Origin of the sequence: Bradyrhizobium algeriense (assembly GCF_036924595.1) — a bacterium.
Lineage (GTDB): Bacteria > Pseudomonadota > Alphaproteobacteria > Rhizobiales > Xanthobacteraceae > Bradyrhizobium > Bradyrhizobium algeriense.
In genome coordinates, this window is record NZ_JAZHRV010000001.1 from 7,704,629 (window position 1) to 7,720,601 (window position 15,973).

A 15,973-nucleotide genomic window follows, 5' to 3' on the forward strand; every position below is an offset into this window, starting at 1 on the left:
ATGACCGCATCGCTGCCGGCATTCACCGACTACGAACCCTTCCGCGCCTGGCGCGCCGATCCGGCGCAATGGCTGCCGATCGCGCGCGATATCGCCCGCAGCCACGGCCTGGCATGCGCGGCGCCGCACGTCTTCACCACCGGCACCAACGTCGTCGTGGCGCTCGATGAAAAACTCATCCTGAAGATTTTCCCGCCATTTCTTCGCAGCCAATTTGCTTCAGAACGAAGCACGCTCGCGCAGCTCCGTGGACAGCTTCGTATCGCGATCCCCGAAACCGTCGCCGAAGGGGAGCGCGACGGATGGCCATATCTCGTCATCACGCGGCTGTCGGGGGTGTTGGGTGGGGACGCGTGGCCGTCTATGCCGGAAGCGGACAAGGAACGCGTTCTTGCCGAAATAGGCGAGACCATTGCCGAGGTGCAGCGCGTTCCTGCCGGGGTGCTCGCGCAGATCGAGCCGAACTGGGACGTCTTCATGCCCGGGCAGATCGAGGGATGCCGTGCGCGGCACGAGCGTCTCGGATTGCCGCAGAAATTTCTGGATGGACTGGACGAACTGCTGCGCGATACGGCGCCCATGCTGATTGCGCTGGACGGGCCGCCGGTGATCCTGACCGGCGAATACATCCCGGAGAATTTCCTGCTGAGCCGCGATGGCGGCGGTTGGCACCTCGCTGGGTTGATCGATTTCGGCGACGTGATGACGGGCAGGGGCGAATACGACCTGCTGGGGCCGAGCGCCTTCATGACCGCCGGCATGCCGCGGCGGGTGCGGAGCCTGTTTGGGGGCTTCGGATATTCGGCTGCGGATATCACGCCCGACCTGAAACGGCGGCTGATGGTGCTGTTGCTGCTGCATCGTCACAGTGATCCCGCCAGAAGCATCTGTATCGCGGGCTGGCAGCAGAAGGCCGCTGACCTCCGTGAACTGCAGGATTTGCTCTGGCCCATTTGAGTGTCGCACAGCAATGGAGCGCTCAAAATATCTGCGTTAAAAGTAGGCAAATATGCCTCTTTGTATGCAATCAATGGGCCGGCGCGCTCAATCGAGAATCCCTGTTTGTTGTCCATCCTGCCGATAAATCAGCGGCTTAGGCGAGGATTAGCTTTGTTTTAACGGTTGGCACAAACCTTGCGATCCCGTTCCAAAGCCGTTTCCCCTCTGGCGTTTGGAGCATCACCCATGAAGCGTCGCGATTTCCTCAAATCCGTCACCGGCGTTGCCGCGGGCGCGATGGTGCCCGCGCCGGCGATCTGGTCCGCGGCCAAGGCTGATGCGCGGTCGGAAACGCTGTTGATTGTCTCGGAAAGCGGCCCCAACAACCTCGACATTCACGGCGTCGGCACCAACGTGCCCGGCTATGAAGTGTCGTGGAATTGTTACGACCGCCTGATCAGCCACGAGATGAAGAGCGGTCCGGGCGGCGTGCCGTATTACGACCGCGACAAGTTCAAGCCTGAACTTGCCGAGGACATGAATGTCGGCGACATGTCGGTCACCTTCAAGCTGAAGAAGAAAGCCACGTTCCACGATGGCGCGCCGGTCACGGCCAAGGACGTCAAGTGGTCGCTCGATCGCGCGGTGAGCGTCGGCGGTTTTCCGACCTTCCAGATGGGCGCGGGCTCCCTGACCAAGCCCGAGCAGTTCGTCGTCGTCGACGACAACACGGTACGGGTCGATTTTGCCAAGAAGGATCGCCTGACTCTGCCGGATCTCGCGGTCATCGTCCCCTGCATCGTCAATTCCGAGCTGGTGAAGAAGAACGCCACCGAGAAGGATCCCTGGGGTCTCGAATACACCAAGCAGCAGACCGCGGGCTCCGGCGCCTACAAAGTGACGAAGTGGACCGCCGGCACCGAAGTCATCATGGAGCGCAACGATTCGTGGGTCGGCGGTCCCTTGCCGAAGGTCAAGCGCGTGATCTGGCGCATGGTGCCGCAAGCCGGCAACCGCCGCGCGCTGCTGGAGCGCGGCGACGCCGACATCTCCTACGATCTGCCGAACAAGGATTTCGTCGAGCTGAAGGACAGCGGCAAGCTCAACATCGTCTCGGTGCCGTATTCCAATGGCGTCCAGTACATCGGCATGAACGTCAAGATCCCGCCGTTCGACAATCCCAAGGTTCGGCAGGCCGTCGCGTGCGCGATCCCCTACCAGAAGATCATGGATGCGGTGCTGTTCGGCCTGGCCAAGCCGATGTTCGGCGCCGCTGCCGACAAGGCCACCGAGGTGGCGTGGCCGCAGCCGACCAAATACGTCACTGACATCGCCAAGGCCAAGGCATTGCTGGCGGAGGCCGGCCATCCCAACGGTTTCGAGACCACGCTGTCGTTCGACCTCGGCTTCGCCGGCGTCAACGAACCGCTCTGCGTGCTGGTGCAGGAGAGCCTCGCGCAGATCGGCATCAAGACCACCATCAACAAGATCCCCGGCGCCAACTGGCGCACCGAACTGAACAAGAAGGTGCTGCCGCTCTACACCAACGTGTTTTCCGGCTGGCTCGATTATCCCGAGTATTTCTTCATCTGGTGCTATGACGGCAAGAATTCGATCTTCAACACCATGAGCTACCAGTCAAAGGCGATGGACGAGTTCATCCACGGCGCCGTCGACGCCGCGGCGATCGGCAACACCGCCAAATACGACACCGACGTAAAGGGTTTTGTCGATCTCGCCTTCAAGGACATCCCGCGCATCCCGCTGTATCAGCCCTATGTCAACGTCGCGATGCAGAAGAATGTGTCGGGCTATCAGTACTGGTTCCACCGTCGCCTGGATTATCGCGCGCTCGTGAAAGCATAAGAGGCGAGCGTCATGCTGACCATGATCGGCAAGCGGCTGATGTTTGCGATCCCGTCGCTGATCGGGGTCGTGATCGTCACGTTCCTCCTGACGCGCGCATTGCCCGGCGATCCCGCGGCTTATTTCGCCGGACCCGCGGCGAGCAAGGAAGCCATTGAGCAGATCCGCAAGAAACTCGGCTTCGACAAGCCGCTGATCGAGCAGTTTTTCCGCTACACCAACGATCTCGCGCATGGCGATTTCGGCAACTCGCTCACCACGGGCCAGCCGGTCGCGACCGAAATTCGCAACCGCCTGCCGGCATCTGCCGAACTGACGCTGCTCGGCCTCGTCGTTTCGGTCATGATAGCCATCCCGCTCGGCGTGCTGGCGGCAACGCGCCCGGGCTCCTGGATCGACCATCTCTGTCGCATCACCACGACGGCCGGTGTATCGCTGCCGGTATTCTTTACAGGTCTGGTGCTGGTCTATGTGTTCTATTTCCGCCTCGGCTGGTCGCCGGCGCCGCTCGGCCGCCTCGACGTGTTCTATAGCGCGCCGCCCGCCGTGACCGGCCTTTATCTGATCGACGCCCTGATCGCGCGCGATCTCGAGACATTTCGTTCCGCGCTGAGCCAGTTGATCCTGCCGGCGGCAACGCTTGCAATCTTCTCGCTGGCGCCGATCGCGCGCATGACGCGGGCCTCGATGCTGGCGGTGCTGGCGTCCGATTTCGTCCGCACCGCGCGCGCCAGCGGGCTGTCGCCGTCGACCGTGATCGTCACCTACGCGTTTCGCAACGCGATGCTACCGGTCATCACCACGCTCAGCATGGTGTTCTCGTTCCTGCTGGGGGCCAATGTGCTGGTCGAGAAAGTTTTCGCCTGGCCCGGCATCGGCTCCTACGCGGTGGAAGCGCTGATCTCGTCGGATTTCGCGCCGGTGCAGGGTTTCGTGCTGACCATGGCGGTCATGTACGTGCTGCTCAATCTGATCATCGACATTCTCTACGGCGTGATCGATCCGCGCGTGCGACTGGAAGGGTGAGGTTGGAAGATGAGTAGCGTTGCGCCTGCCGCTGAGCCCGTCGGACCCGCGCGTACCTCGGGACTATCAGCGATGTTTGAGCACACCCGCTACGTGCTCGGCGAGAACCGCGTCACGGCGTTCGCCTTCGGCCTCTTGGTGATCATCCTGTTCGCCGCGATCTTCGGCCCCTACATCGTGCCTTACGATCCGCTCGCCAGCGATACCGCTGCAGCCCTGAAACCGCCATCCGCGGCGCACTGGTTCGGCACCGATCAATTGGGCCGCGACATTTTCAGCCGCGTCGTCGTCGCCACGCGGCTCGATACCTTCATCGCGGTCGCCTCCGTGGCATTGGTGTTCCTGATGGGCGGGCTGGCCGGCATCGCCGCCGGTTATTTCGGCGGCTGGACCGACCGTATCGTCGGCCGTGTCGCCGACACCATCATGGCGTTTCCGCTGTTCGTGCTGGCGATGGGCATCGTCGCAGCGCTCGGCAATACCGTGCAGAACATCATCATCGCCACCGCGATCGTGAACTTTCCGCTCTATGCCCGCGTGGCGCGGGCCGAGGCGAACGTGCGCCGCAACGCCGGCTTCGTGCAGGCGGCGCGGCTGTCGGGCAACGGCGAAATGCGGATTCTGCTGGTGCACATCCTGCCCAACATCATGCCGATCATGATCGTGCAGATGTCGCTCACCATGGGTTACGCCATTCTCAACGCCGCCGGCCTCTCCTTCATCGGGCTCGGCGTGCGGCCGCCGACGGCGGAATGGGGCATCATGGTCGCGGAAGGCGCGGGCTTCATGGTGTCGGGCGAATGGTGGATCGCGCTGTTCCCGGGGCTTGCGCTGATGATCGCGGTGTTCTGCTTCAATTTGCTCGGCGACGGCCTGCGCGACATCGTCGATCCGCAGCGGAGGACGTGATGGCTGATTCAAGCTTTGCTCGTCTCGGTCCCCGCAGGGGGAATGCGACAGGGGGGCTGACCGTTCTACTTTGCATGGGGTTGTTTTCGATATTTTTGCGGAGGCCGTCATGACCGCCCAGCCCCTGCTCGACGTCAACGACCTCACCGTCGAATTCACCACGCGCCGTGGCATCGTCAAGGCGGTGCAGCACGTCAACATCTCGGTCGGCAAGGGCGAAACGCTTGGCATCGTCGGCGAGTCCGGCTCCGGCAAATCGGTGACATCTTATGCCGTAATGCGGATCCTCGACCGCGCCGGCCGGATCGCCGACGGCTCGGTGATGTTCTCCGGCATCGACGTCAGGGCCGCGAGCGAAAACGAGATGCGCGATTTGCGCGGCCGCGAAATCTCGATGATCTTTCAGAATCCGCGCGCGGCGCTGAACCCGATCCGGAAAGTGGGCGACCAGATCGAGGACGTGCTGCGCCAGCATGTGCAGAGCGCGGGCAGCGACCGCGGCGAGAAGGCGATCGAGGCGCTGGAGCAAGTCAAGATCGCCCGTCCCCGCGAGCGCTATCACGCCTATCCGTTCGAACTTTCCGGCGGCATGTGCCAGCGCGTCGTGATCGCGCTGGCGCTGGCCTGCAATCCGCAGCTCCTGATCGCGGACGAACCGACCACCGGCCTCGACGTCACCACGCAGAAGGCGGTGATGGATTTGATCGTGGAACTGACCAAGCGCCGGAATATGTCGACCATCCTGATCACACATGATCTGGGGCTCGCCGCCGCCTATTGCGACCGCGTGGTGGTGATGGAGAAGGGCCGGGTGGTGGAGACGGCGAAGTCAGCGGATATCTTTGCCAGGCCCGAGCACGCCTATACGAAGAAACTGATGCGCGCGACGCCGAGGATCGGCGTGTCGTTGCGGGATTTGCTGCCGGAAGAAGACCCTGCGGCGCTTTCTTCAGCCTCGCCCCGCGCGCGGGGAGAGGCCGACGCACGAAGTGCGGCGGGTGAGGGGCTGCCTCCGCGGACTGCGATCGTGGAGAGAGCCCCTCACCCCGACCCTCTCCCCGTGAAGGACGGGGAGAGGGAGCAGAAACCCCTCCTCCTCGTCGAAAAGCTCGTCAAGGAATATCCGCGCCAAGGCGCCACCGCCGTGCTCGGCAAACTGTTCTCCCGCAAGCCGCCGGTCGAGACGGAAATATTCCGCGCGGTTGACGGCATCGGCTTCACCGTCGGGCATGGCGAGAGCGTCGGCCTGGTCGGCGAGTCCGGCTGCGGCAAATCCACCACATCGATGATGGTGATGCGGCTGCTCGACCAGACCTCCGGCCGCATCCTGTTCGATGGCGAGGAAATCGGCGCCATCCTGCCGCAGGCCTTTGCGCGACTGCCGCAGCGCAAGAGCATCCAGATGGTGTTCCAGGACCCGACCGACAGCCTCAACCCGCGCTTCACGGCGGCGCGGGCCATCGCTGATCCGATCATGCAGCTCGGCGACGTCAGGGGACGTGACGCGCTGCGCGCGCGCTGCGAGGAGTTGGCCGGCCTGGTCGGCCTGCCCATCAACCTGCTCGATCGCTTTCCGCACCAATTATCCGGCGGCCAGAAGGCCCGTGTCGGCATCGCACGCGCCATCGCGCTGCATCCAAAGCTCGTGATCCTCGACGAGCCGACGGCGGCGCTCGACGTCTCCGTGCAGGCCGTCGTGCTCAATCTGCTGCAGGATCTCAAGGCGTCGATGGGCATGAGTTATTTGTTTGTGTCCCATGATTTGAACGTGGTGCGCTTGCTGTGCGATCGTGTCATCGTGATGCGTGCGGGGCGAATCGTCGAGCAGGGCTCGTCCGAGCGCGTGCTCGGCGATCCGCAGGATGCCTACACCAAGGAATTGCTGACGGCGATCCCGCATCCGCCGTTGCCGGTTCACTAGAGAGTTGAGTGAGAGCGAAAAATGCCCGCCGATCCGCTGGACGATTACATCAACGCCGTATCCAACGCGCTGGCGCTGCCGGTCGAGGAAGCCTGGCGGCCTGCCGTGCGGGCAAATCTCGAAGTGTCGCTGAGGCTGGCGCGGCTGGTCGATGAATTCCCGCTGCCGGACGAAACCGAGCCGGCCAGTGTCTACACAGCCTGATAGCGCCATGACTGTAAACACCGACGGGCTGTCAGCCCAACAAATCGCGCAGGCCGTAACAGACGGCAAGCTGTCCGCGCTTGACGCGACCGAGGCCGCGCTGGCGCGGATCGCCAAACACGATTCCGTTCTGAATTCGTTCACCGACGTCACCGCCGACCGTGCGCGTGCAAAAGCCCGCGCGGTCGATGCCGCGATCTCCGCCGGCCAGAAGGTCGGTCCGCTCGCCGGCGTGCCGTTCGCGGTCAAGAACCTGTTCGACGTCAAAGGTCTTTCAACCCGCGCCGGGTCGAAGATCAATCGCGATCTGGCGCCGTCGCCGCGTGATGCCACGCTGATCGAGCGCATGGAGGCCGCCGGCGCCGTGCTGGTCGGCGCGCTCAACATGGGCGAATACGCCTACGATTTTACGGGCGAGAACGTGCATGACGGTCCGTCGCGCAATCCGCATGATCCGACGCGGATGACCGGCGGCTCCTCGGGCGGCTCCGGCAGTGCGGTTGGCGGCGCGCTCGTTCCGATCGCCCTGGGATCCGACACCAATGGTTCGATCCGCGTGCCATCGTCGTTCTGCGGCGTCTTTGGCTTGAAGCCGACCTACGGCCGGCTGTCGCGGGCGCGGTCGTTTCCCTTTGTCGCAAGCTTCGATCATCTCGGCCCGTTCGCACGCAGCGTCGGCGATCTCGCGCTGGCCTATGACGCCATGCAGGGCCCTGACGCCGATGACGCGGCCTGCACGACACGGCCGGTTGAACCGGTCACCTCACTGCTGGCGCAGGGTGTCTCGGGCCTGCGGGTCGCGGTGGCCGGCGGCTATTTTCAGAAGAACGTCTTTCCCGAAGCGGTCGAGGCTGTCGCGCGCGTTGCCAAGGCGCTCGATGCCACGCAAACAATCGAAATTCCGGAGGCAGCGCGCGCCCGCGCGGCGGCTTACGTGATCTCCACCACTGAAGGCGCATCGCTTCATCTCGACCGGCTGCGAAAACGTCCGAATGATTTCGATCCGGCGGTGCGGGATCGCCTGATCGCGGGTGCGATGGTCCCGGCGCCTTTGGTCGATCGCGCGCAGAAATTCCGCCGCTGGTATCGCGCAAAGGTGCTCGAACTGTTCAAGTCGGTGGACGTGATCATCGCCCCGGCCACGCCCTGCATCGCGCCCAAGCTCGGTCAGGTGAATTTCGTGCTCGACGGCGTCGAGCTCCCCGTGCGCGCCAATATCGGCATCCACACCCAGCCGATTTCGTTCATCGGCCTGCCCGTCGTCGCGGTGCCGGTGCCGCTGGAGCCGATGCCGATCGGCGTGCAGATCATCGCCGCTCCCTGGCGCGAAGATATCGCGTTGCGGGTTGCACATGCGCTGGAACGTATGGGCGTTGCCGCGGCTCCAGCCCCGAGAGGATTATGACGATGGAGATCGATCTTCCCGACGTACTGGCCGAAGTGACCGCGCAATTCGCACGCTACGAGAAGGCGCTGGTGTCGAACGATGTGGCGGTGCTCGATGAACTGTTCCGCAACGATCGCCGCACGCTGCGCTACGGCATTGGTGAAAATCTCTACGGCTACGACGCGATCATGGCGTTCCGCGCCGCCCGCTCGCCGGTCGGGCTGATGCGGCGGACCGACAAGACCGTGATCACGACCTATGGCCGTGACGCGGCGGTCGCCTCGACGCTGTTCTATCGCGAGGGCGCGCCGGGCAAAGTCGGACGGCAGATGCAAACCTGGGTACGTTTTCCGGAAGGGTGGAGGATTGTCGCGGCCCATGTCAGCATCATCAATGATCCCGAAGCTCCCAAGGTGGATTCGAAGTCATGAGTCTTGACGATCTTCGCACGCCAACGCCGCCATCCGGCGCGGAGGCCGAGACGCCGGTCCGGCGCGTCGATCGGCCTTCGTCGCTGCGGAACAAGGTCACGCGCGCGGAAGAGCTGCGGCTGCAGTTGGCCGACGAGATCGTGCGCGGCGTGCTGGCGCCGGGATCGGCGCTCGACGAGACCGATATCGCGCGGCGCTTTTCCGTGTCGCGCACGCCGGTTCGCGAGGCGCTGCGGCAACTGGTGGCGAGCGGGCTGGTCGAAGCCCGCGCCCACCGCGGCGCCGTGGTCGCGCAGCCCTCGCTGGATCGTTTGACTGAAATGTTCGAGGCGATGGCGGAACTGGAAGCGCTGTGCGCCGGGCTCGCGGCGGAGCGGATGCCGCCGGGGGATCGCCAGAAGCTGGAAGCGGTCCACGAGGAATTGCGGGTGCTGAGCCACGCCGGCAATCCCGAACGCTTTCACGAGGTCAACGAGCGCTTCCACAACGCGATCTATGCCGGCTCGCAGAACGGCTATATCGCCGAGATGACGCTGGCGACGCGGGTGCGGGTGCAGCCGTTCCGCCGCGCCCAGTTCCGCAACCTCGGGCGGCTGGCGAAATCGCACGCCGAGCACGACCGCGTCGTGGTCGCCATCATGCGCGGCGACAAGGCGGGTGCAGCGGCCGCGATGCGCGCCCATATCGAACTGGTGCGCGGGGAGTATGAGCTCTACGCGGTGTCGGTGTAAGGCTTTCGCCGCTTGCGCAAGACCGTAGGGTGGGCAAAGGCGCTTAAGCGCCGTGCCCACCATCTTTCCGCTGCTGCATTGATGGTGGGCACGCTTCGCTTTGCCCACCCTACAAAATGACGGCTAGACGCCCGCTTTCTCCGCCATGAACGCGCGCCAGCCACCGTAGGCCGAAATATCGCGTGCGCCATTGATCGCGGCAGGTTCGACGACAAAGCCCTTCACACCTCTTCCATCTGCGAGCCGTACCGTCCCAATCCCGAGCGGCGGCGGGATCGCGGCGACGAACTTGCCGAAGGCTGCGGCCGACAGCGCCCATAGCTCCAGCTTGATCGAGCTGCCCGCGCCTGTGTCCACGCGCAGCATGCCAGGTTTTGGCGGCGTGGTGTCGAGCGCATAGAGTTTGTAATCGGGCGCGGTGGTGGCCTCTTCGAGCAGGCGTCCGCCGAGCACCTGCAGTTCGCCGTTGAGCGCCATGCCGGAGAGGTGCGCGCCGACCACGGCGATGGTGATTTCATCGTTGCTGGTGCCGGCCGGCAATGGCGCGAGCGCGGGCTGCGTCAGGCCCTTGGCCCCCATCTTCAGTTTGGTGTCGGCATGAAACACCCGTCCGATGCTGGCGAGCGCTGCGTCGCGTCCGGCGGGCGCAAGCAGCGTGATGCCGAATGGAATGCCGTCCGCGCGCATCGCGGCCGGCAGCGCGAGGCCGCAGAGGTCGAGCAAATTCACAAAATTGGTGTAGGTGCCGAGCCTCGAGTTGAGCTCGATCGGATTGGCCAGCACCTGCGCGGTCGAATAGGCGGTCGGGGCCGTCGGCAGCACCATCGCGTCGAGATTGGCGAAGGCGCGCTCGGCCACGCGGCGCAGCGCCTGCAGCCGATAGAGCGAGGCAAAGGTGTCGGCGGCGGTGAGCCGCGCACCGGCGGCCGTGATTTCGCGCGTTACCGGATGGATCGAATCCGGCGATGACGCCAAGAGGTCACGGATGACAAGATAACGTTCGGCGACCCACGGGCCCTCATAGAGCAGCCGCGCGGTCTCATAAAACGGCTCGAGATCGAATTCGACCAGCGTGGCGCCGAGCGATGTCCAGCGCGCAAGCGCTTCGCCATAGGCTTTCTCCGCGGCGCGGTCGCCGAAGAAGATCAGTTGGCCATTGCGCGGCACGCCCAATCGCAATTGGCCGGGAAACGCGGACACGGCTCCCAGCGGCCGGTCGCGCGAAAACGGGTCGGCGCCATCAGGGCCGGCCATCGCAGCCAGTGCGGTCATCGCGTCGTCGACGGTGAGCGAGAACACCGAAATGCAGTCCAGCGTCCGGCACGCCGGAACGAGCCCGGCGTTGGAGATCAGCCCGAGGCTCGGCTTAAGTCCGACGATGTTGTTGAGCATCGCCGGTACGCGGCCCGAACCGGCGGTGTCGGTGCCGAGTGCGAGCGGCACGAGGCCTGCGGAAACCGCGACCGCCGATCCCGAACTCGATCCGCCTGGAATCAGATCGGCGCGGATCGGATTGACGGGAATGCCGTAGGGCGAGCGGACGCCGACCAGGCCGGTTGCGAACTGGTCGAGATTGGTCTTGCCGATGATGATGGCGCCGGCCGCCCGCAGTTTAGCGACCGCGGTCGAATCCTGCGCGGGCAAATAGGAAAAGGCCGGGCAGGCCGCCGTGGTCGGCAAACCCTGCGCGTCGATATTGTCCTTCACCGCGACCGGCACGCCATACAGCGGAAGCGCCGCCGCATCCTTCGAGGCCAGCGCTTCGGCATCCGCCAGCGCCTCCTTCTCGTCGCGCAGGCTGATGAACACGGCCGGATCGTTATAGGCGCGGATGCGCTGATAGAAGCGGGCGATGGTTTGCGCCGGGGTCATGGTCGCGGCGCGGTGCGCGGCGACGATGGCGGCAACGGTTTCAGGCGTGTCAGACCCCATGGCGAGCAAAAAACTCCGGCGAGCAAAGGTTACCGCGAATGAAAGCAAGCGATGTGCCATTGTGTACAATCGTTGGATGGCGCCAGCCTTAAACGATAGGTACGTAATATCAGTTGTTTAGGACACGAGCATGCTCATGCTGCGTGCTTGGCGCGGCCGAGTATATGCCTAAAATATGAGCGGTGAGGCCTAAGGCGAGGCTGCGGCCCCGCTCAGGTGAACGCGGACAGGATTTGCAGCAGCCGCTCGCGGTTTTCCTTGCCGATTTTATCGGCCACATGGCGCTCATGTTCAGCGGCGAGCCGCCTGAACTGCGCCAGTGCGGTCCTGCCGCGCGCGGTCAGGTGCAGGGCGTTGGAGCGCCGGTCGGTGGCCGATTGGATGCGGCTGACGAGGTTGCGATGTTCGAGACTGTCCACCAGATGCACCAACCTGGCGCGCTCGATCCCGAGCCGCTTGGCGACCGCCATCTGGCTCAGGCCGGGATTGGCGCCGATCACCGTCATCACCGAATACTGCGTGGGCCGGATGTCGACGGCGGCGAGCGTGCGGATAAAATCCTGAAAAATCCAGATCTGGAAGCGCCGTACCGCATAACCGGCGTGGCCCGCCAGCGCGTCGAGGGCGATCTCGTCATCCATGACGCTGCTTTGCGCGCTGCCGTTTCCGGCTTGCTTGCGGCCGGAACGCGGTCGCGCGCTTGCGCGCGATTTGGCCGTTCTGGGCATGTGACTGTTTCCCGCCATCGCCTCTCCTTCTAACGCTTCGCGCACTTCAGGGGAAGATTGTTGTTGACGACAACAATTGTTGTGCTCAACATTAGGGCCAAGCAGCCCTTCGAGCTGCACGCCGGCATGACGCACGGCAATCCCGTAACCAGCCGGGACAGGAGGAAACCATGACCCTCGCCGCCGCAAGCGGTGACAATTCCCGCAGCCTGTTCGCGATGCCCGCGATTGTCGCCGACCGCCGCGCCGACGGCAGCATTCTGGTGCGGTCGACCGTGCGGCTGCAGCCGGGCGCGCGTTGCATCGGCGACTGGCTGGAGCATTGGGCGCGGCAGGCGCCGGAGCGGGTTTTTCTCGCCGATCGTACGAGCGCCGATGCGCCGTGGTCGACGGTCACCTACCAGGACGCGCTGATGCAGGTTCGCGCGAGCGCCGCGTGGGTCCTCGCGCAAGGGCTGAGCGCCGAGCGTCCGCTGGTGATCCTGTCCGATAACAGCGTCGAACACGCGCTGTTCGCGCTCGCGGCCCAGCATGTTGGCGTGCCATCGGCCTCGATCTCGCCGGCCTATTCGCTGATGTCGAAAGACTTCGACAAGCTCCGGAGCATGATCACGCTGCTCGAGCCCGGCGCGATCTATGTTTCCGGCACGAAACCGTTCGCGGCGGCGCTGGCGGCGATCAGGCCGCTGCATTCGGCCGCGATCGTCAGCGGCAGCGCTGGGGACACCGACGCCATCTCGTTTCGCAACATTGCGGCCACGCCGGAAACGCCCGACGTCGAAAAAGCCTTTGCCGCGATCGCGCCCGACACGATCGCAAAATTCCTGTTCACGTCGGGTTCGACCGGCACGCCAAAGGCCGTCATCAACACCCAGCGCATGCTGACCTCGAGCCAGCAGGCCAAGGCGCAGACCTGGACGTTCCTCGAAAATAGCGGCGAGGATCTCGTCATCCTCGACTGGCTGCCGTGGAGCCATACTTTCGGCGCCAACCACAATTTCAATCTGGTGCTGCGCAACGGCGGCACGCTCTATGTCGATGGCGGCAAGCCGGCGCCCGGGCTGTTCGCGACCTCGCTGGCCAACCTGCGCAGCGTGATGCCGACGGTCTATTTCAACGTGCCGCGTGGCTTTGACATGCTGATCGCGGCGCTGCGAAGCGATGATGAGTTGCGCAAGAAATTCTTCAACGAGGTGAAATTCGCCTTCTATGCGGGCGCGGCGCTGCCGCAGAATCTCTGGGATGCGTTGGAGGAGCTCTCGATCAAGACCGTCGGCCGCGCGATGCCGATGGTGTCGGCGTGGGGCTCGACCGAAACCTCGCCGCTCGCGACCGATTGCCATTTCCAGGCAAAATGCTCCGGCAATATCGGCGTGCCGATTCCCGGCACTGAGTTGAAGCTGGTGCCGTCGGGCGACAAGCTGGAGGTGCGCGTGCGCGGCCCGAACGTCACGCCCGGCTACTGGAAGGCGCCGGAATTGACCGCGCAGGCGTTCGACGCGGAAGGCTTTTACCTGATCGGCGACGCCGTGACTTTCGCCGATCCGGCGCGTCCCGAGCTCGGCCTGTTTTTCGACGGCCGCGTCGCCGAGGACTTCAAGCTCAATTCCGGCACCTGGGTCAGCGTCGGCACCTTGCGCGTTGCGGGCATTGCTGCGCTGGCGCCGCTGGCACAGGACATTGTCGTCACCGGCCATGGCGGCGATGAGATCCGCTTTCTGGTATTTCCAAACATCGCGGCCTGCCGGGCGCACGCCGGCCTGCCTGATAATGCCGACGTGAACGGCGTGATCGGTCACGACAAGGTGCGGGCTACAATCGCGCAAGGCCTTGCCAAACTGAAAGCCCAGAGCGGCAATTCGTCTGGCCATGCCACGCGGGCGCTGCTGCTGGCCGAGATCGCCTCCGTCGACGGTGGCGAGATCACCGACAAGGGCTACATCAACCAGCGCGCGGTGCTGACGCGGCGCGCGGCCGCGGTGGCAACGCTGGACGACGATTCCTCGCACGAATGGATCGGCTGCGCCGGCTGAGACCTGCGCCTCAAAACCCGCTCTTGTGCGCTTCGACCAGCCGCACCAGCATCTGGAGAAAGGCGGTCTGCTCGGGCTTGCTGAGTGCGGAAAGCGTCTGTGCATTGAAACGTTCGCCGAGCCGGCTGGCCTCGTCGGCGCGCCGCTCGCCCGCCGCGCTGAGGCTGAGCTCGACCGCCCGCTTGTCCCGCGTGGACCGCTTGCGTTTCAAGACGCCGGTCTCCTCCATCCGCGACAGGATTTTTACCAAATTGGGCAGTTGCATTTTCAGCACGCCGGCAAGTTCGCTCTGCGTCACCGTCCTGTTGTCGCGCACCGCGACGAGGATGGCGTATTCGAGCGGCGAGAGTTTTAGCGCGTCGAAATACGGATAAAACGCCTCGAAGTTCTGCAACTGCAGGATCCGGATCATGAATCCCGGGGTCTGCCGTAGCGCGGTGAGATCGAGCTCTCGGCCCGCACCCGGCTCGGCCGGTCTCGCGGCCCCGTTGCCCTTGCGCGTCGAAGCTTTGGCGATTCTTCCCATGGGCAATAGCTCGCACGGCACCACGTGAATTGACAATCCTCAAAATACTTATAAGTTATAAGTAATTTCGAAGTGGTCGCGAAGGCCGCCGTTTCCATAGAGGGAGGGAATGTATGCGACAGTTGTTTCGCACAGGAATGCTCGTTGCCGCGCTCGGCGGCATGCTTGCCAGTACGGCCCACGGCCAGGAGCGCGTCCGGATCGGCGTGCTCAACGACCAGTCGGGCGTGTTTTCGACCTATCAGGGCGTAGGCTCGGTCATATCAGCGCAAATGGCCGTGGAGGATTATGGCGGCAAGGCCGCCGGCAAGCCCGTCGAAGTCATCACCGCCGATCATCAGAACAAGACCGATGTCGGCGTCGGCATCGCGCGGCGCTGGTATGACACCGAAAGCATCGACGCCATTTTCGACCTGCCGAACTCGGCGATCGCGCTCGCGGTCGCCAATATGAGCGAGCAGAAGAACAAGGTCTTCATCGGTTCGGGCGCCGGAACCGCGCTTCTCACCGGCGAAAAGTGCACGCCGAATATCGTGCACTGGACCTACGACACCTACGCTTATGGCCGCGGCCTCGGCAAAGCCGTGGTCGCGCAGGGCGGCAAGAAATGGTTCTTCCTGACCGCCGATTACGCCTTCGGCCACGATCTGGAGAGGCAGGCCGCCGAAGGCGTCAAGGCCTCGGGGGGCGAAGTGCTCGGCGCCGTGCGCCATCCGCTCGGCACCGCCGACTATGCGTCGTTCCTTCTGCAGGCGCAGGCCTCGGGCGCCGATATCGTCGGCGTGGCCAATGCGGGCGACGACACCATCACCTCGATCAAGCAGGCGGCAGAGTTCGGGCTGACGAAGAAGCAGAAGCTGGTCGGGCTGATTCTCGGCATGAACGGCATTCCCGCGCTCGGCCTAAAGGCGGCGCAGGGCGCGCAGATCATGAATCCGTTCTACTGGGATTTGAACGACGGCACGCGTGCCTTCGCCAAGCGGTTCGCCGAACGCCATCCGCAGAAGAATTATCCGAACGACATGCAGGCCGGCGTCTACGCGTCTGTGCTGCATTACCTGAAAGCGGTCGACAAGATCGGCGGTGCCGCCGACGGCAAGGCCGTGGTCGCGGCGATGAAGGCGATGCCGACCGACGATCCGCTGTTCGGCAAGGGCAGCATCCGCAGCGACGGCCGCAAGATTCACCCGTTCTATCTGCTGGAGGTGAAGAAGCCCGACGAGTCCACGTCGAAGTGGGACCTGCTCAAGGTCGTTGCGACAATTCCGGGCGATCAGGCGTTTCGCCCCGAAAGCGAGGGCAACTGCCCGCTGGTCAAGAAATGACCTGATCGGCTTGCT

At 64.1% G+C, this 15,973-nt stretch carries 14 protein-coding genes; 11 read left to right on the top strand and 3 right to left on the bottom strand.

Annotation, left to right across the window (positions count from 1 at the left end; translation table 11 throughout):
• The 9 genes from V1286_RS36920 to V1286_RS36960 all read left to right on the top strand — a co-directional run bounded on the left by V1286_RS36920 (position 1) and on the right by V1286_RS36960 (position 9,414).
• Positions 1 to 957 (top strand): aminoglycoside phosphotransferase family protein, encoded by a 957-nt coding sequence (locus V1286_RS36920; RefSeq protein ID WP_334488678.1) that lies wholly within the window; start codon positions 1 to 3, stop codon positions 955 to 957.
• A 228-nt stretch (positions 958 to 1,185) separates the two neighbouring features.
• Positions 1,186 to 2,805 carry an ABC transporter substrate-binding protein gene (locus V1286_RS36925; RefSeq protein WP_334488681.1) on the top strand — a complete coding sequence of 540 codons (1,620 nt, stop codon included), beginning with the start codon at positions 1,186 to 1,188 and terminating at the stop codon, positions 2,803 to 2,805.
• 12 nt (positions 2,806 to 2,817) lie between these two features.
• On the top strand, positions 2,818 to 3,831 hold the full coding sequence (locus V1286_RS36930) for an ABC transporter permease (protein WP_334488683.1): 1,014 nt from the start codon (positions 2,818 to 2,820) through the stop codon (positions 3,829 to 3,831).
• Positions 3,832 to 3,840: 9 nt separating this feature from the next.
• Entirely contained in the window at positions 3,841 to 4,740 is a 900-nt protein-coding gene (locus tag V1286_RS36935; RefSeq protein WP_334488685.1) for an ABC transporter permease, read from the top strand.
• A 109-nt stretch (positions 4,741 to 4,849) separates the two neighbouring features.
• Positions 4,850 to 6,661, top strand: coding sequence for an ABC transporter ATP-binding protein (locus V1286_RS36940; RefSeq protein ID WP_334488688.1), 1,812 nt, complete (start codon positions 4,850 to 4,852; stop codon positions 6,659 to 6,661).
• A gap of 21 nt (positions 6,662 to 6,682) precedes the next feature.
• Entirely contained in the window at positions 6,683 to 6,865 is a 183-nt protein-coding gene (locus V1286_RS36945) for a DUF4089 domain-containing protein (protein WP_334488691.1), read from the top strand.
• Positions 6,866 to 6,872: 7 nt separating this feature from the next.
• Positions 6,873 to 8,270 carry an AtzE family amidohydrolase gene (locus V1286_RS36950; RefSeq protein WP_334488693.1) on the top strand — a complete coding sequence of 466 codons (1,398 nt, stop codon included), beginning with the start codon at positions 6,873 to 6,875 and terminating at the stop codon, positions 8,268 to 8,270.
• A 2-nt stretch (positions 8,271 to 8,272) separates the two neighbouring features.
• Positions 8,273 to 8,683: an oxalurate catabolism protein HpxZ gene (gene hpxZ / locus V1286_RS36955; RefSeq protein WP_334488696.1), complete on the top strand. Its 411-nt coding sequence runs from the start codon at positions 8,273 to 8,275 to the stop codon at positions 8,681 to 8,683.
• Positions 8,680 to 9,414: a GntR family transcriptional regulator gene (locus V1286_RS36960; protein ID WP_334488698.1), complete on the top strand. Its 735-nt coding sequence runs from the start codon at positions 8,680 to 8,682 to the stop codon at positions 9,412 to 9,414. Before hpxZ ends, V1286_RS36960 begins: the two co-directional genes overlap by 4 nt.
• Before the next feature lie 123 nt (positions 9,415 to 9,537).
• On the opposite strand, the gene atzF is transcribed toward V1286_RS36960, so the two are convergent.
• Positions 9,538 to 11,346 (bottom strand): allophanate hydrolase, encoded by a 1,809-nt coding sequence (atzF, locus tag V1286_RS36965; RefSeq protein ID WP_334488700.1) that lies wholly within the window; start codon positions 11,344 to 11,346, stop codon positions 9,538 to 9,540.
• A gap of 212 nt (positions 11,347 to 11,558) precedes the next feature.
• Positions 11,559 to 12,209 carry a MarR family winged helix-turn-helix transcriptional regulator gene (locus tag V1286_RS36970; protein ID WP_334488703.1) on the bottom strand — a complete coding sequence of 217 codons (651 nt, stop codon included), beginning with the start codon at positions 12,207 to 12,209 and terminating at the stop codon, positions 11,559 to 11,561.
• Between the two features lie 35 nt (positions 12,210 to 12,244).
• Here V1286_RS36970 and V1286_RS36975 point away from each other — a divergent pair, with 35 nt between their 5' ends.
• A complete protein-coding gene (locus V1286_RS36975) occupies positions 12,245 to 14,107 on the top strand; it encodes a feruloyl-CoA synthase (RefSeq protein WP_334488706.1) in 1,863 nt (620 codons plus the stop codon).
• A 10-nt stretch (positions 14,108 to 14,117) separates the two neighbouring features.
• Here the strand turns inward: V1286_RS36975 and V1286_RS36980 are convergent, their stop codons facing one another.
• Positions 14,118 to 14,633, bottom strand: coding sequence for a MarR family winged helix-turn-helix transcriptional regulator (locus V1286_RS36980; RefSeq protein WP_334488709.1), 516 nt, complete (start codon positions 14,631 to 14,633; stop codon positions 14,118 to 14,120).
• A gap of 137 nt (positions 14,634 to 14,770) precedes the next feature.
• On the opposite strand from V1286_RS36980, the gene V1286_RS36985 reads away from it, so the two are divergent.
• Positions 14,771 to 15,958, top strand: coding sequence for an ABC transporter substrate-binding protein (locus tag V1286_RS36985; protein WP_334490180.1), 1,188 nt, complete (start codon positions 14,771 to 14,773; stop codon positions 15,956 to 15,958).
• Positions 15,959 to 15,973: the final 15 nt, after the last annotated feature.